This is a genomic window from Burkholderia territorii (assembly GCF_001718335.1).
Taxonomy (GTDB): Bacteria; Pseudomonadota; Gammaproteobacteria; order Burkholderiales; family Burkholderiaceae; genus Burkholderia; species Burkholderia territorii.
The window spans coordinates 1,165,225-1,184,199 of sequence record NZ_CP013366.1; the positions used below are offsets into that span (position 1 = coordinate 1,165,225).

Annotated in this window: 16 protein-coding genes; 15 read left to right on the forward strand and 1 reads right to left on the reverse strand. The window is 67.0% G+C overall.

Translation table 11 applies throughout. The features are described 5' to 3' along the window. Positions 1-22: 22 nt before the first annotated feature. Complete coding sequence (locus tag WS51_RS16130) at positions 23-1,021, reverse strand: LLM class flavin-dependent oxidoreductase (RefSeq protein WP_069229991.1); 999 nt, start codon at positions 1,019-1,021, stop codon at positions 23-25. Between the two features lie 641 nt (positions 1,022-1,662). Here WS51_RS16130 and hpnI point away from each other — a divergent pair. The 15 genes from hpnI to astE all read left to right on the forward strand — a co-directional run bounded on the left by hpnI (position 1,663) and on the right by astE (position 18,741). Further along, positions 1,663-2,838 carry a bacteriohopanetetrol glucosamine biosynthesis glycosyltransferase HpnI gene (gene hpnI / locus WS51_RS16135; protein WP_059502821.1) on the forward strand — a complete coding sequence of 392 codons (1,176 nt, stop codon included), beginning with the start codon at positions 1,663-1,665 and terminating at the stop codon, positions 2,836-2,838. 165 nt (positions 2,839-3,003) lie between these two features. Continuing rightward, positions 3,004-4,446, forward strand: coding sequence for a hopanoid biosynthesis associated radical SAM protein HpnJ (gene hpnJ, locus WS51_RS16140; protein WP_315970400.1), 1,443 nt, complete (start codon positions 3,004-3,006; stop codon positions 4,444-4,446). Between the two features lie 3 nt (positions 4,447-4,449). Next, the gene (hpnK, locus tag WS51_RS16145) at positions 4,450-5,334 is read left to right on the forward strand and encodes a hopanoid biosynthesis-associated protein HpnK (protein WP_059447653.1); all 885 of its coding nucleotides are present in this window, start codon (positions 4,450-4,452) and stop codon (positions 5,332-5,334) included. Beyond that, complete coding sequence (locus WS51_RS16150) at positions 5,331-6,374, forward strand: lysylphosphatidylglycerol synthase domain-containing protein (RefSeq protein WP_059502818.1); 1,044 nt, start codon at positions 5,331-5,333, stop codon at positions 6,372-6,374. The genes hpnK and WS51_RS16150 overlap by 4 nt, the downstream gene beginning before the upstream one ends. 87 nt (positions 6,375-6,461) lie before the next feature. Next, positions 6,462-7,019: a hypothetical protein gene (locus WS51_RS16155; RefSeq protein WP_069229436.1), complete on the forward strand. Its 558-nt coding sequence runs from the start codon at positions 6,462-6,464 to the stop codon at positions 7,017-7,019. A 265-nt stretch (positions 7,020-7,284) separates the two neighbouring features. Further along, positions 7,285-7,974 carry an ABC transporter permease gene (locus WS51_RS16160; RefSeq protein ID WP_009690868.1) on the forward strand — a complete coding sequence of 230 codons (690 nt, stop codon included), beginning with the start codon at positions 7,285-7,287 and terminating at the stop codon, positions 7,972-7,974. Beyond that, positions 7,971-8,684 carry an ABC transporter permease gene (locus tag WS51_RS16165; protein WP_059447650.1) on the forward strand — a complete coding sequence of 238 codons (714 nt, stop codon included), beginning with the start codon at positions 7,971-7,973 and terminating at the stop codon, positions 8,682-8,684. The genes WS51_RS16160 and WS51_RS16165 overlap by 4 nt, the downstream gene beginning before the upstream one ends. Positions 8,685-8,705: 21 nt before the next feature. Further along, complete coding sequence (locus WS51_RS16170; RefSeq protein ID WP_069229437.1) at positions 8,706-9,506, forward strand: ABC transporter ATP-binding protein; 801 nt, start codon at positions 8,706-8,708, stop codon at positions 9,504-9,506. 21 nt (positions 9,507-9,527) lie between these two features. Then, complete coding sequence (locus WS51_RS16175) at positions 9,528-10,568, forward strand: GlxA family transcriptional regulator (protein WP_059447649.1); 1,041 nt, start codon at positions 9,528-9,530, stop codon at positions 10,566-10,568. Positions 10,569-11,517: 949 nt separating this feature from the next. Continuing rightward, entirely contained in the window at positions 11,518-12,750 is a 1,233-nt protein-coding gene (locus tag WS51_RS16180) for an aspartate aminotransferase family protein (RefSeq protein WP_059451625.1), read from the forward strand. Between the two features lie 30 nt (positions 12,751-12,780). Continuing rightward, positions 12,781-13,848: an arginine/ornithine succinyltransferase subunit alpha gene (gene aruF, locus WS51_RS16185; protein WP_059451626.1), complete on the forward strand. Its 1,068-nt coding sequence runs from the start codon at positions 12,781-12,783 to the stop codon at positions 13,846-13,848. After that, complete coding sequence (gene astA, locus WS51_RS16190; protein ID WP_059502810.1) at positions 13,845-14,876, forward strand: arginine N-succinyltransferase; 1,032 nt, start codon at positions 13,845-13,847, stop codon at positions 14,874-14,876. Before aruF ends, astA begins: the two co-directional genes overlap by 4 nt. A gap of 7 nt (positions 14,877-14,883) precedes the next feature. Further along, positions 14,884-16,347 (forward strand): succinylglutamate-semialdehyde dehydrogenase, encoded by a 1,464-nt coding sequence (gene astD, locus WS51_RS16195; RefSeq protein WP_069229438.1) that lies wholly within the window; start codon positions 14,884-14,886, stop codon positions 16,345-16,347. A gap of 14 nt (positions 16,348-16,361) precedes the next feature. After that, positions 16,362-17,702 carry an N-succinylarginine dihydrolase gene (gene astB, locus WS51_RS16200; protein ID WP_059451629.1) on the forward strand — a complete coding sequence of 447 codons (1,341 nt, stop codon included), beginning with the start codon at positions 16,362-16,364 and terminating at the stop codon, positions 17,700-17,702. 7 nt (positions 17,703-17,709) lie between these two features. Next, entirely contained in the window at positions 17,710-18,741 is a 1,032-nt protein-coding gene (astE, locus tag WS51_RS16205) for a succinylglutamate desuccinylase (protein ID WP_208606684.1), read from the forward strand. Positions 18,742-18,975: the final 234 nt, after the last annotated feature.

Below are 18,975 nucleotides of genomic sequence, written 5' to 3' on the forward strand. Positions count from 1 at the left end.
CTGCGCGGGCGGGCCGCGCCGGTCAGCGGGTTTCGGTCGCGAGTTCGTCGCGAATCTGCGCGGCCAGTTCGAACGAGCGCACCCGCGCCGCGTGATCGTAGATCTGCGCGGTGATGATGACTTCGTCCGCGCCCGTCTGCGCGATCCGGTCGCGCAGCTTGTCGCGCACCGTGTCGCGTGAGCCGACCGCCGCGAACGACAGCGCGTGCGCGACGTTCGCGAGTTCGAACTCGGTCGCCTCGAGCACGTCGACCGGCGGCGGCAGCTTGCCCGGCGTGCCGCGGCGCAGGTTGATGAACTGCTGCTGCAGCGACGTGAACAGGCGCCGGGCCTCGTCGTCGGTATCGGCCGCGAACACGTTGATCCCGACCATCGCATGCGGCTTCGGCCACGCGGCCGACGGCCGGTACTGCGCGCGATAGAGCTCGAGCGCGCGCATCAGGTAGTCCGGCGCGAAGTGCGACGCGAACGCGAACGGCAGCCCCAGCATCGCGGCGAGCTGCGCGCTGAAGAGGCTCGAACCCAGCAGCCACACGGGCACGTCCAGCCCCGCGCCGGGCACCGCGCGCACGCGCTGGCCGGGCACCGGTTCCGCGAAGTAGCGCTGTAGCTCTGCGACGTCGTCGGGAAACGAGTCGGCGCTGCCGATCAGGTCGCGGCGCAGCGCGCGCGACGTGGTCTGGTCGGTGCCCGGCGCGCGGCCGAGCCCGAGGTCGATGCGGCCCGGATACAGCGACGCGAGCGTGCCGAACTGCTCGGCGATCACGAGCGGTGCATGGTTCGGCAGCATGATCCCGCCCGAGCCGACGCGGATCGTCTTCGTCGCGCCCGCCACATGACCGATCACGACGGCGGTCGCCGCGCTCGCGATGCCCGGCATGTTGTGGTGTTCGGCGAGCCAGTAGCGCCGGTAGCCGAGGCGCTCCGCGTGCTGCGCGAGATCGACGGTGTTGCGGAACGCCTGGGCGGCGTCGGCGCCGGCGGGAATGGGGGCGAGGTCGAGTACGGAAAACGGAATCATCGGATGGCCTTCGAAGGGGAGGGGCGCGGTGATGCGCATGCGCAACAGATGCCGACGATTTTGCCAAAGGGTTCCGGAACGCGCTGGCGACGCGTCGATACCCATGCGCCTTTCAGGGGTGCAAGGTCGGGCCCGACGATCGTTGCAAGAATCGATGTAATCGCCGAATAATTACCAATCTTTACGGCGATTGGGCATGTCTTTGCATCGACGTACAAAATTCCACGAAACGTTTGATTTTCAAGACTGCAATATGCCTGCAAAGCGCTTACGCTAGCGTGAACGAGGTCGCACCGGAATGGTTCGTCGGCCGCGCAGCTTTGCCGAAATCGCACCAGTCCGTTTCGCGAGGCATCCGAGCGCGGGTGGGCGCGGGCTGTTAAAATCCGGCGCCTGTCCATGTTGTGCCGATGGTAGCCATTCGAATCTTCCCGCATCCCGTCCGGGCATCGCGCGAGGATGTGCGACGCGAAGCCGGGCATGGCCGCCTTCAGGGAATGGGCCGTGCCTCCCCATTACACAGACGCTGCTGGAACAAGGAGTCGGGTCGTGCCCGCGTTCGTTGCTGTCGGAATACCCAATCACGTTCAACCCGGTTCGATCGATCGGCAGCGCGCGCGCGTGGCCGGAGGGCGTCGCGCATGACGCCGGCCGTCACGTTGCTGGACTGGCTCCTGACCGTGTTCACGCTGGCCGCGGCCGGCTATGCGCTCGTGGCGGCGTTCGCGCCGCGTCCGCGCACGCCGCGCACCGCCGCGCGCGACGGCTTCGAGCCCGTCAGCGTGCTCAAGCCGCTGTGCGGCGCGGAGCCGCACCTGTACGAAAACCTCGCGACGTTCTGCGAGCAGCGCCACCCGCGCCATGAAGTGCTGTTCGGCGTCGCGTCGGCGGCCGATCCGGCGATCGCCGTGGTCGAGCGGCTGCGCGCCGATTATCCGGAATGCGACATCACGCTCGTGGTCGATGCGCGCGTGCACGGCAAGAACCTGAAGGTCAGCAACCTGATCAATCTGGCCGCACGCGCGAAATATGGCCGCATCGTGATCGCGGACAGCGACATTGCCGTGAAGCCGGATTACCTGGAGCGCGTGACGGCGCCGCTCGCCGATGCATCGGTCGGGGTCGTCACGTGCCTGTATCATGCGCGCAGCGTCGGCGGGTTCTGGACGCGGATCGGCGCGCAGTTCGTCGATGCGTGGTTCGCGCCGTCGGTGCGGATTACGCACCTCGGCCGCTCGAGCCGCTTCGGCTTCGGCGCGACGCTCGCCCTCACGCGCGACACGCTCGACCGGATCGGCGGCTTCGCCGCGCTGAAGGACGAGTTGGCCGACGATTTCTGGCTCGCCGAGCTGCCGCGCCGCCTCGGGCGGCGCACCGTGCTGTCGGAGGTCGAGGTCGCGACCGACGTGATCGAGCCGTCGTTCGGGCCGCTCTGGCACCGCGAAACGCGCTGGCTGCGCACGATCCGTTCGCTGAATCCGGCCGGCTTCGCGTTCCTGTTCATTACGTTTACCGCACCGTGGCTCGCGATCGGCGCGGCACTGGCGCTGCGCCTCGACGGCACGGTCGCCGGCACGCTCGCGGGTGGCGCGGCCGTCGTCGGCGCGTTCGGGCGGCTAGTGCTGCACGCGCGCGGCGAGGACGGCTGGCGTGCATTCTGGCGCGACCTGCCGCTCGTCGCGGTGCGCGACACGCTGCTCGCGCTCGAATGGCTCGCGGCCGTGTTCGGTACCCACGTCGTGTGGCGCGGCGCGAGGATGACGGTCGTCGGCGGCGAACGCGCCGCTGCGGCCGTGGAAGGCGGGGACGGCCGCTGACGTGCGTTCCCGACGGAACCGGCCACGTGCGCGGTTCCGATCGAATCCGGCCCGAAGGCCGAGACGCGCCGCGCGGCCACGCCGGGCGACGCGACATGACAGAGAGGCGGGCGCCGGCAGGGCGGCCCGCGGTTGATTGACTGAATCGTTGAAACGAATCGAACTATGCAGGCTACCGGAGCATTCATGAAAACGCTGTTCTTGCAGGCCCCTTCGTATGACGGCTTCGACGGCGGAGCCGGCTCGCGCTATCAGGCGAAGCGCGAAATCCGTTCCTTCTGGTACCCGACGTGGCTCGCGCAGCCGGCCGCGCTCGTGCCGGGCAGCCGCGTCGTCGACGCGCCGGCCGACGGCCTGTCGGTCGAAGAGACGCTGAAGATCGCGAACGACTACGACCTCGTGATCATCCACACGAGCACGCCGTCGTTCCCGACCGACGCGATGTTCGCGCAGGATCTGAAGAAGATGAAGCCGTCGATGCTGGTCGGCATGGTCGGCGCGAAGGTGATGGTCGATCCGCACAACTCGCTCACGGCGAGCGAGGCCATCGACTTCGTGTGCCGCGAGGAATTCGACTACACCTGCAAGGAACTCGCGGAAGGCAAGCCGTTCGCCGAGATCAAGGGCTTGAGCTGGCGCGCGAAGGACGGCTCGATCGAGCACAACGAAGCGCGCCCGATCCTCGAGAACATGGACGAGCTGCCGTTCGTCGCGCCCGTCTACAAGCGCGACCTGAAGATCGACAACTACTTCATCGGCTACCTGAACTATCCGTACGTGTCGATCTACACGGGCCGCGGCTGCAAGTCGCGCTGCACGTTCTGCCTGTGGCCGCAGACGGTCAGCGGCCATCGCTATCGCACGCGCTCGGTCGAGAACGTGCTGGCGGAAGCGAAGTGGATCCGCGACAACATGCCGGAAGTGAAGGAGCTGATGTTCGACGACGACACCTTCACCGACGACCTGCCGCGCGCCGAAGCGATCGCCATCGGTCTGGGCAAGCTCGGCATGACGTGGTCGTGCAACGCGAAGGCGAACGTGCCGTACAAGACGCTGAAGGTCATGAAGGAAAACGGCCTGCGCCTGCTGCTGGTCGGCTTCGAATCCGGCGACGACCAGATCCTCGTGAACATCAAGAAGGGCGTGCGCACCGATTTCGCGCGCCGCTTCAGCGCGGACTGCAAGAAGCTCGGCATCAAGATCCACGGCACCTTCATTCTCGGCCTGCCGGGCGAGACGCAGGAAACGATCAAGAAGACGATCGAGTACGCGAAGGAAATCAATCCGCACACGATCCAGGTGTCGCTCGCCGCGCCGTATCCGGGCACGACGCTCTACAAGCAGGCCGTCGAAAACGGCTGGATGGAAGAGAACAAGACCATCAACCTGGTGAGCAAGGAAGGCGTGCAGCTCGCGGCGATCGGCTACGCGCACCTGTCGCGCGACGAGATCTATCACCACCTCGAGCAGTTCTATCGCGAGTTCTACTTCCGTCCGTCGAAGATCTGGGAGATCGTCCGCGAGATGCTGACCAGCTGGGACATGATGAAGCGCCGTCTGCGCGAAGGCGTCGAGTTCTTCCGCTTCCTGCGCGCGCACGAGGCCTGATTCGTGACGACACAGCGGGCGGCGCGGGCGCTGATCTTCACCGCGGACGACTTCGGGCTGCACCCGCGCGTCAACGCGGCGGTCGAGCGCGCGCATCGCGACGGCGTGCTCAACGCCGCGAGCCTGATGGTCGGCGCGCCCGCGGCGCAGGATGCGATCGAGCGCGCGCGGCGGCTGCCGTCGCTCGCGGTCGGCCTGCATCTCGTTCTCGCGGACGGCCCGGCCACGCTGCCCGCGCATGAAATACCCGCGCTCGTCGGCCCCGACGGGCGATTCGGCGACGCGATGGCGAAGGACGGCTGCCGCTTCTTCTTCCTGCCGCACGTGCGGGCGCAGTTGCGCCGCGAGATCCGCGCGCAGTTCGACGCGTTCGCGGCGAGCGGCCTGCCGCTCGACCACGTGAACGCGCACAAGCATTTCCACCTGCATCCGACTGTGCTGTCGATGATCATCGAGATCGGCCGCGACTACGGATTGCGCGCGGTGCGGCTGCCGTACGAAACGAGCGCGCCCGCGCTGCTCAAGCCGTGGATCGCGCTGGTGCGCGCGCGGCTCGACCGCGCCGGGCTCGCGCACAACGACTATGTGGTCGGGATCGAGCATACGGGCGCGATGGACGAGGCCGTGCTGCTCGACGCGCTCGCGGCGCTGCCGCCCGGCGTCGGCGAGATCTACTGTCATCCGGCGGAAGCGGGCGACGGCCCGATCACGCCGACGATGGCCGATTACCGTCCGGTCGACGAGCTGGACGCGCTGCTGTCGCCGCGTGTCGCGGCCGCGCTGAAGGCCGCGGGCGTCGCGACCGGCGGTTTCGCGGACGTGTTCGGCCAGCCCTCGGCGCGGCGCGGTACGCGCGCGTCGCGCGCAGCGGGGGTGCAGCCGTCATGACCCGATGGATCAAATGGCTCGGCTGGCCGATCGGCATCGGCATCCTGCTTGCGCTGGGGCTGCACGAAGGCATCGGCGACGTGACGCAGATGCTCGAGCGTGCCGGTTTCGCGCTGCTCTGGCTGGTGCCGTTTCACGCGCTGCCGCTGCTGCTCGACGCGTATGCGTGGCACCAGCTGCTCGACCGGCGTGCGTCGCTGCCGTTTCTGTGGTGGATCGCGACCGTGCGCGAAGCGGTGAACCGGCTGCTGCCCGTGGTCGGCATCGGCGGCGAGCTGGTCGGGATCCGGATGGCGCGCTGGCAGGTGCCCGACGCCAGCCGCGTGACCGCATCGGTGATCGTCGAGGTGCTGGTGACGATCGTCGTCCAGTATGCGTTCGCGGCGCTCGGTCTCGTGCTGCTGCTCGCGACGACGCACGACATGGGCGGCGGCACGATCGGCCTTGCGCTGCTGCTGACGCTGCCGTTGCCGGTGCTCGGCGTCGTGCTGATGCGGCGCGGCGGAATCTTCCATGCGATCGAGCGGTTCGCGGGGCGTCTGCTCGGCGATTCGCACCGGTTGCTGCAGGGCGTCGACGGCCGCCGTCTCGATGGCGACATCGACGCGCTGATGTCGCGCACGACGCTGCTGTTCAGCGCATTCTTCTGGCAACTGGCCGGTTATGTGCTCGGCGCGCTCGAGATCTACTGGGCGCTCGCGCTGCTCGGCCATCCGGTGTCGATCGGCGGCGCGATCGCGATCGAGGCGATGACGCAGGCCGTGCGTCATGCGGCGTTCATGGTGCCGGGCGGCCTCGGCGTGCAGGAAGCGACCGTCGTGCTGCTCGCGCAGATGTTCGGCGTCGATCGCGAGACGGCGCTGTCGCTGGCGCTGGTCAAGCGCGGCCGCGAGGTGCTGTTCGGCTGCGTCGCGCTCGGTTCGTGGCAGCTTGCCGAACTCGTGCGCACGCGGCGCCGGATCGGCGGTGCGCGGGCGGTGGCGCAGGCGCCGCAAGCGGTGCGCCGCGAAGCCGAGACGCACACCGAAACCATGCATTGAACACGAGACGGGCCACGCGCCCGTCTCGCGCTTTTGGCGTTGCGCGGGTATCCTTGCCGCGTGTTTTCTCGACGCGCATTTCTTCCGATGATTTTTCGTTTCCGGCTGCTTCCCGTGACGCTGCTGGCCGCCGCGCTGGTACTGACCGGCTGCGACGACAAGCAAGGCAATCTCGACGTGCAACGTATCAGGGACTTTTTCAACGCGATCAAGCCGGCGCCGCTGCTGCTCAAGGGGCTGAAGGCCGGCGTATCGACCGAAGCCGACGTGCGCGCCACGATGGGCAAGCCCGAGACCGAGCGCACGTTCACCGACGGCTCGAAGCGCCTCGAATATCCGCGCGGCCCGATGGGCAACCAGACCTGGTTCGTCGACCTCGACGCGAGCGGGCACTACACGGGCGCGACGCAGGTGCTGACCGCCGAGAATTTCGCGAAGGTGCGTCCCGGTATGAACGAGGACGAGGTGCGGCGCCTGCTCGGCAAGCCGGGCGACATCGCGCAGTACCCGCTGAAACCGGAGACGGTGTGGCGCTGGCGCTGGCTCGAGGACGGCGTGAACACCGACGCGTTCTTCAACGTTCATTTCGGCCCGGACGGGCTTGTCTATACGACTTCGCGCTCCGACATCCTGAAGGGGCGGTGAGAACGCCCGCGGCGCTATATCGAAAAAGCGACCGGAAAATTGCAAAAAGTCCGCTTCCCTGCATGTCATCCGACTGTCAGGAAGCGGCTTTTTTCCTTTTGAAACAGCGGCGTAGGCCGTGCCGGCAAATGGTGGGACGAATTGCTGCGACGCAGCAATCGCGCGCACGGTGATTTGAGGCAATCAATTTCGCTTGCGACTATCCGCGTCAGCCCGGCGCGGGAAGGCATGCGCGCCGGTGTTCATATCAACACTGGAGACGCGCGTGTTCCTTTACGGCTTTGGTCCCGTCCTCTGGGCCGGCACCGTGCAGACCATCGAGCTGTCGGTGCTGTCCCTTGCCACCGCGGTGGCGCTGGGGCTGATCGGCGCGGTGGCGAAGCTGTCGCACAACCGGGTGTTGCGAGCGATCGCGACCGGTTATACGACGCTGATCCGCTCGGTGCCCGATCTTGTCCTGATGCTGCTGCTGTTCTACAGCATCCAGATCTGGCTGAACCAGTTCACCGACCTCGTCGGCTGGGACCAGATCGACATCGATCCGTTCGTCGCCGGCGTGCTGACGCTCGGCTTCATCTACGGTGCGTACTTCACCGAGACGTTTCGCGGAGCCTTCCTGTCGGTGCCGCGCGGCCAGCTCGAGGCGGGCGCGGCGTACGGGATGAGCGGGATGCGCGTGTTCGTGCGGATCATGTTTCCGCAGATGATGCGTTTTGCGCTGCCGGGCATCGGCAACAACTGGCAGGTGCTCGTCAAGGCGACCGCGCTGGTGTCGATCATCGGTCTCGCGGACGTCGTGAAGGCCGCGCAGGACGCCGGCAAGAGCACGTTCAACATGTTCTTCTTCATCCTCGTCGCGGCGCTGATCTACCTTGCGATCACGACCGTTTCCAACCTCGTGCTGATCCAGCTCGAGAAGCGTTATTCCATGGGCGTGCGGCACGCAGAACTATGATCGAGATCCTCCAGGAATTCGGCCAGGCGTTCCTTTACTGGGACGGCCAGCGCCTCTCCGGCCTTGCGGTGACGCTGTGGCTGCTCGTCGCGTCGATCTCGCTCGGCTTCGTGTGCGCGGTGCCGCTCGCGGTCGCGCGCGTGTCGAAGAAGAAATGGCTGTCGATGCCGGTGCGGTTCTACACGTACGTGTTCCGCGGCACGCCGCTCTACGTGCAGCTGCTGCTGATGTACACGGGCATGTACAGCCTCGAGTTCGTGCGATCGCACTCGTTGCTCGACGCGTTTTTCCGCAGCGGCTTCAATTGCGCGATCCTCGCGTTCGCGCTGAACACCTGCGCGTACACGACCGAGATCTTCGCCGGCGCGATTCGCGCGATTCCGCACGGCGAGGTCGAGGCGGCGCGCGCTTACGGGATGTCGCCGTTCACGATGTACCGCCGCGTGATCCTGCCGTCGGCGCTGCGCCGCGCGCTGCCGCTGTACAGCAACGAGGTGATCCTGATGCTGCACGCGACCACCGTCGCGTTCACGGCGACCGTGCCCGACATCCTGAAGGTCGCGCGCGACGCCAATTCCGCGACCTACATGGCGTTCCAGTCGTTCGGAATCGCCGCGCTGATCTATCTTGCGGTATCGTTCGCACTCGTCGCGGCATTTCGCCGGGCGGAGCGCCACTGGCTCGCGTATCTCGCGGCCGGCCGTCATTGATTTCACTTCGAGGAGAGCCAGTTGGCCGAGATCACTCAAACGAGCGCGTCCGCTTCCGTCAAGCTTGCCGCGGTCGACATTCACAAGCGCTACGGCGACAACGAGGTGCTCAAGGGCGTGTCGCTGAACGCGAAGGCGGGCGACGTCATCAGCATCATCGGCGCGAGCGGGTCGGGCAAGAGCACGTTCCTGCGCTGCATCAATTTTCTCGAGCGGCCGAATGCGGGGCAGATCGTCGTCGACGGCGAGGCCGTGCGCACGAAGACTGACCGTGCCGGCGCGCTCGAGGTTGCCGATCACAAGCAGTTGCAGCGCATCCGCACGAAGCTCGCGATGGTGTTCCAGCACTTCAATCTGTGGGCGCACATGAACGTGCTCGAGAACGTGATGGAAGCGCCGGTGCACGTGCTCGGCATTTCGAAGAAGGAAGCCGAGGAGCGTGCGCGGGAGTACCTGGAGAAGGTCGGTTTGCCGCCGCGCGTCGAGAAGCAGTATCCGTCGCATCTGTCGGGCGGGCAGCAGCAGCGTGTGGCGATCGCGCGGGCGCTGGCGATGCATCCCGACGTGATGCTGTTCGACGAGCCGACCTCCGCGCTGGATCCGGAACTGGTCGGTGAAGTGCTGAAGGTGATGCAGAAGCTGGCCGAGGAAGGGCGCACGATGATCGTCGTCACGCACGAGATGGGCTTTGCGCGCAACGTGTCGAACCACGTGATGTTCCTGCATCAGGGGCGGACCGAGGAAGAGGGCGATCCGAAGGAGGTGCTGATGCGTCCGCAGAGCGAGCGTCTGAAGCAGTTCCTGTCGGGCAGTCTCAAGTAACGCGAAGGGCGGGTTTCATACGTGGTACCGGTGTCTCGTCCCGCAGGCGCCACCCGCACGACGCAGGTGGCGATCGTTGCATTGCCGCCCGTGTCGATGTCGGGCGTGGGTCCGATCGTCGATGCGTTGCATCTCGCGAACGAGATCGACGGTCGCTTGCTGTATCGCTGGCAGGTGTGTTCGTGGGACGGGCGGCCGGTGCCGCTCGCCGGCGGTGCGCAGTGGCATGCCGATGCGGCGTTCAACGATGCGATCGCGTGCGACTGGTTGATCGTCGTATCGGAGCGGTTTCAGCAGTTTGCGGACTATCGGCTGTTTCTCGCGAGTCTCGCGCGGGTCGGGCAGCGCACGCCGGTGGTGACCGGGATTCACCACGGCGTGTGGTGGCTCGCGATGGCCGGGCAGCTTTCCGGCTATCGCGTGAGCGTGAACTGGGAGACGTATCAGCAGTTCGCCGAGCAGTTCGAGCGGTCGATCGTCACGCAGCAGATCTTCGAGATCGATCGCGATCGGGCGACGTGCGCGGGCGGCCAGGCGACCGTCGATTTCATGCTGGCCATGATCGGCCGGGAGCACGGCGCGGATCTGGGCGAGCGCATTGCCGATGCGCTCGGGGCCGGCACGCTGCGCAGCGGCGAGGAGCGGCAACGGATTCCTTTCGTGACCGCGCCGGGCGAGCGGCATCCGCGGCTGAACGATGCGTTGCTGTTGATGGAGGCCAATGTCGAGGATCCGTTGACGACCGACGAGATCGCCGGACTCGTGGGCGTTTCACGGCGGCAGTTGGAGCGGCTCTTTCGACAGTATCTCGGGGCGATGCCCTCCAAGTATTACCTCAATCTCCGGTTGCTCAAGGCAAGGACCCAGTTGCAGCGGACCAGCAAGTCGGTGGTTCAGGTCAGTCTCGCATGCGGGTTTTCTTCTGCTGCGCATTTTTCGAATGCTTATCGCGAGCGGTTTGGGGTTACGCCTCGGGAAGATCGTCGGGCATGGCTCGAGAAGCAGACCGGCGGTGGGGGCGAGCCGAGAGGGGGGGCGCTCGTTGAGAGGGGGAAGGATTGAGGTTTTTTTGTCTTGCCGTTTTTTGTTGGCGTGAAAGACCTGGGATCGTGTCGGTCTATTAGTGTCGCCCCTGCGCGGGGCGGCGGTTACTTTTCTTTGTCTTGCCAAAGAAAAGTAACCAAAAGAAAGGCGCTCGGACAACGCATGACTTCCCGGTGCCATGGCCATCTGAGTGGCCCTCGCCTAAGTGTCGGCGCCAGTCAGGAACCCGGAGTGGTTCGAGCAATGGTTCTGACATCACTCACCGCCACACGGAGCGGTATACCGCCCGCTAGCTCCGTCCTCGCTTCGCTCGGCCGACCGGTCCACCCGCCCCCCCAACTTTCTCAACGCGATCGGACGAATATCTTTCCGACTCGCGGTGGAAGCACATCAATTCAGTAAATCGAATTTGCCGTTACCTGCACCGGGCGCCTGACTGGATCGAGGAAACCGATCAGTGGACGTTCGCAGAAGTGGCACGGGCGCATGAATTGCGGCCGAAGAACCTTGCAGCCGAGCGAAGCGAGGATGGAGCTAGCGGGCGGTATACCGCTCCGTGGGGTGGTGAGTGATGTCAGAACCATTGCTCGAACCACTCCGGTGTCCTGACTGGCGCGGACACTTAGGCGAGGGCCACTTGGATGACCATGGCACCGGGAAGTCATGCGTTGTCCGAGCGCCTTTCTTTTGGTTACTTTTCTTTGGCAAGACAAAGAAAAGTAACCGCCGCCCCGCGCAGGGGCGACGCTAATGGACCGACACGATCCCAGGTGCTTCACGTCACCGAATGCGCACCCCCCAACCGACCCCAAAATAAAGCGACACCAAAAACCCCCACCAAAAAAGGTCAAACAAACCCGAACCCACCGCTTCCGATAGAACCCGTCGCAAATCCGCAAGACGCTTGCGTCACCCTTACCTAAACTTGATCCTGTTGAACCCTCTTACGAAACCGAAAGGAACGACCATGACGACCTCGACCGTGACCCGCCAGACATTCGACGAAGTGATGGTGCCGGTATTTTCTCCCGCGCCGTTCGTGCCGGACCGTGCAGAGGGCTCGCGCGTATGGGACACGGCCGGCCGCGAATACGTGGATTTCGCCTGCGGCATCGCGGTGACGTCGCTGGGCCACGGCCATCCGGAACTGCTGAAGGTCCTGGACGAACAGGGCCGCAAGCTCTGGCACATCGGCAACGGCTATACGAACGAGCCGGTGCTGCGCCTCGCGAAGCGCCTCGAATCGCTGACCTTCGCCGACCGCGCATTCTTCGCGAACTCGGGCGCCGAAGCGAACGAAGCCGCGCTGAAACTGGCCCGCCGCGTCGCGTTCGACCGCCACGGCGCCGACAAATACGAAATCGTCTCGTTCGTCCAGTCGTTCCACGGCCGCACGTTCTTCACGGTCAGCGTCGGCGGCCAGCCGAAATATTCGGAAGGCTTCGGCCCGGTGCCGGCCGGCATCAAGCACCTGCCGTTCAACGACATCGAAGCCGCGAAGGCCGCGATCGGCCCGCAAACGTGCGCGGTGATCGTCGAGCCGGTGCAGGGCGAAGGCGGCGTGATCCCGGCCGATCCGGCGTTCCTGAAGGCACTGCGCGAAGCCTGCGACGCCAACGACGCACTGCTGATCTTCGACGAAGTGCAAACGGGCGTCGGCCGCACGGGCCAGTTCTACGCGTACATGGACACGGGCGTCACGCCGGACATCCTCACGACCGCGAAGGCACTCGGCAACGGTTTCCCGATCGGCGCGATGCTGACGACGAACGAACTGGCCGCGCACTTCAAGGTCGGCGTGCACGGCACGACGTACGGCGGCAACCCGCTCGCGTCGGCGATCGCGGACAAGGTCGTCGAACTGATCGCCGACCCGGCCCTGCTCGAAGGCGTGCGCGAACGCAGCGTGCGACTGAAGGGCGCGCTGGAACGCATCAACGCACGCTTCGGCATCTTCAAGGACGTCCGCGGCAAGGGCCTGCTGGTCGGCGCGGAACTCACCGCCGCATTCGACGGCCGTGCGAAGGACTTCGTCACCGCCGCTGCCGAGAACGGCCTGATCATGCTGATCGCGGGCCCGAACGTGCTGCGCTTCGTCCCGTCGCTCGTGATTCCGTTCGACCTGCTCGACGAAGGCGTGAAGCGCTTCGAGAAGGCGGTCGAGCAGGTGCTCGCGGCCCAGGAAGCCACCGCGCGCTGATCGGCGCCCCCACCGCAGACAGGAACGACGATGCTATTTGTTCGCCCCGGCAAACTCACGGATCTCGATGCGCTCGCGCACATGGCGCGCACCGCGCAGCCGGTCCTGCACTCGCTGCCGCACGACCGCGCGGCGCTCGAAGCGCGCGTGGCGCTCTCCGAGGATTCGTTTCGCGCGGACGTCGACTTCGCCGGCGAGGAGTTCTACCTGTTCGTGCTCGAGGATTCGTCGACGGGCAAGCTGCTCGGCACGGCGAGCATCGTGGCCGCGGCCGGCTACTCGGAGCCGTTCTACGCATTCCGCAACGACGCACTGATCCACGCGTCGCGCGAGCTGCACGTGAACCGCAAGATCCACGCGCTCACGATGTCGCACGAGCTGACCGGCAAGAGCCGGCTGGCCGGCTTCTACGTCGATCCGTCGCTGCGCGGCGACGCGGCCGCGCACCTGATCTCGCGCGCTCGGATGATGTACATCGCCGCGAACCGCCGCCGCTTCACGCCGGAAGTGTTCACGCTGCTGCTCGGCGTGAGCGACGCCACGGGCGCATCGCCGTTCTGGGAAGCGGTGGGCCGCAAGTTCTTCGGCCGCGACTTCACCGACGTCGATATCGCGTCGGGCGGCCGCAGCCGCACGTTCATCGCGGAAGTGATGCCCGCGTATCCGCTCTACGTGCCGCTGCTGCCGGAAGCCGCGCAGCGCGTGCTCGGCGAGCCGAACGAATCGGCACTGCTCGCGTACGACATTCATCTCGAGGAAGGCTTCGAGCCGGACCGCTTCGTCGACATCTTCGACGCGGGCCCGGTGCTGACCGCGCAGGTCGACCGCACCGCATGCGTGAAGCACGGCGCGGAGCGCACCGTGCGCGAAGCGGCGCGGCAGCAGGGCGATGTCGCATACATGGTGTCGACGGGCAGCGGCGAGTCGTTCCGCTGCGTGCTGGCCGACCTGCCGGGCGGCACGGCCGAGGCGCGGGGCGCCCATGCGCCACTCGCCGGTGACGTGCGCGCGGCACTCGATGTGAAGGAAGGTGACGTCGTGCGCTGCGTGCCGCTGCACCGCCGCGACGATGAAGACATGAAGGGAGACGCAGCATGATCGTCGTTCGGGTCGTACAAACGGGCGACGTCGACGCGCTCGTGTCGCTCGCGAAGGAAACCGGGCCGGGCCTGACCACGTTCAAGCCCGATCGCGACGCGCTCGCCGCGCGCATCGAACGCACGCGCCGCACGCTCGCGGGCGAAGCCGCGCCGGGCGAAGCCGGCTACTTCTTCGTGATGGAAGAATCGAAGACGGGCGACATCGCGGGCGTGTGCGGGATCGAGTCGCAGGTCGGCCTCGAGCAGCCGTTCTACAACTATCGCGTGAGCACGGTCGTGCATGCGAGCCAGGAGCTCGGCGTGTGGACGCGGATGCACGCGCTGAACATCTCGCACGACCTGACGGGCTACGCGGAAGTGTGCTCGCTGTTCCTGAGCCCGCGCTATCGCACGGGCGGCGTCGGCGGCCTGCTGTCGCGTTCGCGCTTCATGTTCATCGCGCAGTTCCGCGAGCGCTTTCCGGAACGTATCTGCGCGGAGCTGCGCGGCCACTTCGACGAGGACGGCACGTCGCCGTTCTGGCGCGCGGTCGGTTCGCACTTCTATCAGATCGACTTCAACGCGGCGGACTACCTGAGCTCGCACGGCCGCAAGTCGTTCCTGGCGGAACTGATGCCGCGCTATCCGGTGTACGTCGACCTGCTGCCGCAGGACGCGCAGGACGCGGTCGGCCTCACGCACCGCGACACGCTGCCGGCCCGCAAGATGCTCGAGGCGGAAGGGCTGCGCTATCAGAACCACGTCGACATCTTCGACGCGGGCCCGGTGCTCGAATGCCACGTCAACGACCTGCGCACGGTGCGCGAGAGCGTCGTCGTGCCCGTTGCGATCGGCGTGCCCGACGCCAGCGAAAACGCACCGAAGTCGCTCGTGTCGAATACGTCGCTCGGCGATTTCCGCGTCGGCGTCGCGCCGGGCGTGGTCGCGAACGGCGCGTTCGTGCTGTCGGCCGACGATGCCGCCGCGCTCGACGTGAAGGCCGGCGACCCGGTCCGCGTGCTGCCGCTCAAAGTCAAACAGGGATAAACGAATCATGACGGAACTCTTCATCGACGGCGCCTGGGTCGCAGGCTCGGGCCCCGTCTTCGCTTCGCGCAACCCGGGCACCGATGCGGTCGCTTGGCAGGGCGGCAGTGCATCGGCGGCCGACGTCGATCGCGCGGTCGCGAGCGCGCGTCGCGCATTCGCCGGCTGGTCGGCACTCGACTTCGAATCGCGCTGCGCGATCGTCAAGCGCTTCGCGGCGCTGCTCACCGAGCGCAAGGAAGCGATCGCCACCGCGATCGGCCGCGAGACGGGCAAGCCGCTGTGGGAAGCGCGCACCGAAGTCGCGGCGATGGCCGCGAAGGTCGGCATCTCGATCCAGGCGTACCAGGAACGCACCGGCGAGAAGCGCCAGGAGATGGTCGACGGCATCGCGGTGCTGCGCCATCGTCCGCACGGCGTCGTCGCGGTGTTCGGCCCGTACAACTTCCCCGGCCACTTGCCGAACGGCCATATCGTGCCGGCGCTGATCGCGGGCAACACGGTCGTGTTCAAGCCGTCGGAGCTCGCGCCGGGCGTCGCGCGCGCGACGGTCGAGGTGTGGCAGGAAGCCGGGCTGCCGGCCGGCGTGCTCAACCTCGTGCAGGGCGAAAAGGATACGGGCATCGCGCTCGCGAATCATCGGCAGATCGACGGGTTGTTCTTCACCGGCAGCTCGGACACCGGCACGCTGCTGCACAAGCAGTTCGGCGGGCGTCCGGAAATCGTGCTGGCGCTCGAGATGGGCGGCAACAATCCGCTCGTGATCGGCGAAGTCGAGGACATCGACGCGGCCGTGCATCACACGATCCAGTCGGCGTTCCTGTCGGCCGGCCAGCGCTGTACGTGCGCACGCCGCATCTTCGTGCCGCAGGGCGCGTTCGGCGACCGCTTCCTCGCACGTTTCGCCGACGTCACGTCGAAGATCACGGCCGACGTGTTCGACGCCGATCCGCAGCCGTTCATGGGCGCGGTGATCTCGGCACGCGCGGCTGCCAGGCTCGTCGACGCGCAGTCGCGCCTGATCGAGCAGGGCGCGAAGCCGGTCATCGCAATGACGCAGCGCGATCCGCGCCTTGGTTTCGTGAATGCGTCGATCATCGACGTGACCGGCGTGGCGAACCTGCCCGACGAAGAGCATTTCGGCCCGCTCGCGCAGATCGTCCGCTACGCGACGTTTGACGAAGCGATCGAGCGCGCGAACGACACGGCGTTCGGCTTGTCCGCCGGGCTGCTGGCCGACGACGCGAAGGCGTGGGACCACTTCCGCCGCACGATCCGTGCGGGGATCGTCAACTGGAACCGCCCGACCAACGGCGCGTCGTCCGCCGCACCGTTCGGCGGCACGGGCCGCTCGGGCAATCATCGGCCGAGCGCGTACTACGCGGCCGACTATTGCGCGTATCCGATGGCGTCGGTGGAGAGCACCGAATTGACCTTGCCCGCGAGCCTGTCGCCGGGCCTGCATTTCTGATCGAGGGAACGACGATGAACGCACAAGAAGCCAATTTCGACGGACTCGTCGGCCCGACCCACAACTACGCCGGGCTGTCGTTCGGCAACGTGGCGTCGCTCAACAACGAGAAGTCGGCCGCGAATCCGAAGGCCGCCGCGAAGCAGGGGCTGCGCAAGATGAAGCAGCTCGCGGATCTCGGTTTCGCGCAAGGCGTGCTGCCGCCGCAGGAGCGCCCGTCGCTGCGCCTGCTGCGCGAGCTCGGCTTCACCGGCAAGGATGCGGACGTGATCGCGAAGGCCGCGAAGCAGGCGCCCGAACTGCTCGCCGCGGCGAGCTCGGCGTCGGCGATGTGGACCGCGAACGCGGCGACCGTCAGTCCGTCGGCCGACACCAGCGACGGCCGCGTGCACTTCACGCCGGCCAACCTGTGCAGCAAGCTGCATCGCGCGATCGAGCACGAGGCGACGCGCCGCACGTTGTCGACGCTGTTCGCCGATCCCGCGCACTTCGCGGTGCACGAGGCACTGACCGGCACGCCCGCACTCGGCGACGAAGGCGCCGCGAACCACACGCGCTTTTGTGCCGAATACGGCAAGCCGGGCGTGGAGTTCTTCGTGTACGGTCGCGCGGAATACCGCCGCGGCCCGGAGCCGAAGCGCTTCCCGGCACGCCAGACCTTCGAGGCGAGCCGCGCGGTCGCGCATCGCCACGGTCTTGCCGAAACGGCGACGGTCTATGCGCAGCAGGATCCGGACGTGATCGACGCAGGCGTGTTCCACAACGACGTGATCTCGGTCGGCAACCGCGACACGCTGTTCACGCACGAGCGCGCGTTCGTCAACAAGCAGGCGATCTACGACACGCTGACGGCCGCACTCGACGCGCGCGGCGCGCGGCTGAACGTGATCGAGGTGCCCGACGCGGCAGTGAGCGTGAACGACGCGGTGACGTCGTATCTGTTCAACAGCCAGCTGCTGTCGCGCGCGGACGGCTCGCAGGTGCTCGTCGTGCCGCAGGAGTGCCGCGAGAACGCGAACGTCGCCGCGTACCTGGATCAGCTCGCGGGCGGCAACGGCCCGATCCGCGACGTGCTCGTGTTCGACCTGCGCGAAAGCATGAAGAACGGCGGCGGCCCGGCGTGCCTGCGCCTGCGCGTCGTGCTGAACGAAGCCGAGCGTGCGGCCGTCACGTCGAACGTGTGGATCAACGACACGCTGTTCGCGTCGCTCGACGCGTGGATCGAAAAGCACTATCGCGATCGTCTCGCTCCGGAAGATCTCGCCGATCCGACGCTGCTCGACGAATCGCGCACGGCGCTCGACGAGCTCACGCAGATCCTGCGTGTCGGGTCGCTGTATGACTTTCAGCGCTGAGTCCCGCATGCCGGCTGCCGCGCTGCTCGACGATTTCCTCGCGTTCACGCTCGCGGGTGACGCACCGGCCGTGACGGACGGTGCGTGCGCAGGCGGTGCGGTGCGCTGGCAATGGCTCGGCGACGGGCTGCTCCAGCTCGAGCCGGCCCTGTCCAGGGTGGGCGGCGATGCGGCGAGCGTGCTCGTGTCGGCCGGCGTGCATGGCGACGAGACCGCACCGATCGAGCTGCTGTCGACGCTCGTGCGCGATCTCGCGGCGGGTACGCTGCCGCTCGCGTGCCGATTGCTCGTCGTGCTCGGCAACGTGCCGGCGATGCGCGCGGGCGAACGCTATCTCGACGACGACCTGAACCGCCTGTTCAGCGGTCGTCACGCGCAGGTGAGCGCGAGCCGCGAAGCGCCGCGCGCGGCGCAGCTCGAAGCGGCGGCCGCCGCGTTCTTCGCGGCCGCGCCGGCCCGCGGCGCGCGCTGGCACATCGACATGCACACGGCCATTCGCGCATCGGTGTTCGAACAGTTCGCGCTGCTGCCGCACACGGGCACGCCGCCTGCCCGCGCGATGGTCGAATGGCTCGGCGACGCGCGCATCGCGGCCGTGCTGCTGCATACCGCGAAGGGCAATACGTATTCGCATTACACGGCCGAGCATTGCGGCGCGCTCGCGTGCACGCTCGAGCTCGGCAAGGTGCGGCCGTTCGGCCAGAACGACCTGTCGCGCTTCGCGCCGGCCGATCGTGCGGTGCGCAAGCTCGTCGCGGGGGCGCCGCGCGACGCCGACGCGCCGCTGCCGCGCGTGTTCACCGTGATCGACCAGATCACGAAGCAGAGCGACGCGCTCGAGCTGTTCGTCGCGGCCGACGTCGCCAACTTCACCGCGTTCGCGCGCGGCACCGTGCTCGCGCAGGACGGCGACTACCGCTACACGGTGAAGCACGACGAGGAGCGCATCGTCTTTCCGAATCCGACCGTGAAGCCGGGTTTGCGCGCGGGGCTGCTCGTCGTCGACACGACGCGCGAGACGCTCGCCGCACTCGTCTGACGAAAGACGGAAGCGCGCGACGACGGATCCGTCGCGCGCGCGTCGTCCCGCAGCATCCCCGAATTGCGTCGGCGCCCGCATGCCGCACGGACGGCCCGCGTGTCGCGCCTTGCGCATTTGCGACACCGTCTTGCAAGTTCGACGGCGCATTCGGGCGGCATCGCGCACGCAGCGCAGCATCGCGTGCCGGCGGCCGCTTTGCCGTATCGGGCTGCGCAGGTTGGTACAATCGCG

Excerpts from the sequence above, each read along its gene's own strand:
- hpnI (WP_059502821.1), top strand. The coding sequence starts at position 1,663 with ATGACGCCGGCCGTCACGTTGCTGGACTGGCTCCTGACCGTGTTCACG.
- astB (WP_059451629.1), top strand. The coding sequence starts at position 16,362 with ATGAACGCACAAGAAGCCAATTTCGACGGACTCGTCGGCCCGACCCAC.
- WS51_RS16165 (WP_059447650.1), top strand. The coding sequence starts at position 7,971 with ATGATCGAGATCCTCCAGGAATTCGGCCAGGCGTTCCTTTACTGGGAC.
- WS51_RS16155 (WP_069229436.1), top strand. The coding sequence starts at position 6,462 with ATGATTTTTCGTTTCCGGCTGCTTCCCGTGACGCTGCTGGCCGCCGCG.
- aruF (WP_059451626.1), top strand. The coding sequence starts at position 12,781 with ATGCTATTTGTTCGCCCCGGCAAACTCACGGATCTCGATGCGCTCGCG.
- astA (WP_059502810.1), top strand. The coding sequence starts at position 13,845 with ATGATCGTCGTTCGGGTCGTACAAACGGGCGACGTCGACGCGCTCGTG.
- WS51_RS16180 (WP_059451625.1), top strand. The coding sequence starts at position 11,518 with ATGACGACCTCGACCGTGACCCGCCAGACATTCGACGAAGTGATGGTG.
- hpnJ (WP_315970400.1), top strand. The coding sequence starts at position 3,004 with ATGCAGGCTACCGGAGCATTCATGAAAACGCTGTTCTTGCAGGCCCCT.
- astD (WP_069229438.1), top strand. The coding sequence starts at position 14,884 with ATGACGGAACTCTTCATCGACGGCGCCTGGGTCGCAGGCTCGGGCCCC.
- WS51_RS16150 (WP_059502818.1), top strand. The coding sequence starts at position 5,331 with ATGACCCGATGGATCAAATGGCTCGGCTGGCCGATCGGCATCGGCATC.
- WS51_RS16130 (WP_069229991.1), bottom strand. The coding sequence starts at position 1,021 with ATGATTCCGTTTTCCGTACTCGACCTCGCCCCCATTCCCGCCGGCGCC.
- astE (WP_208606684.1), top strand. The coding sequence starts at position 17,710 with ATGCCGGCTGCCGCGCTGCTCGACGATTTCCTCGCGTTCACGCTCGCG.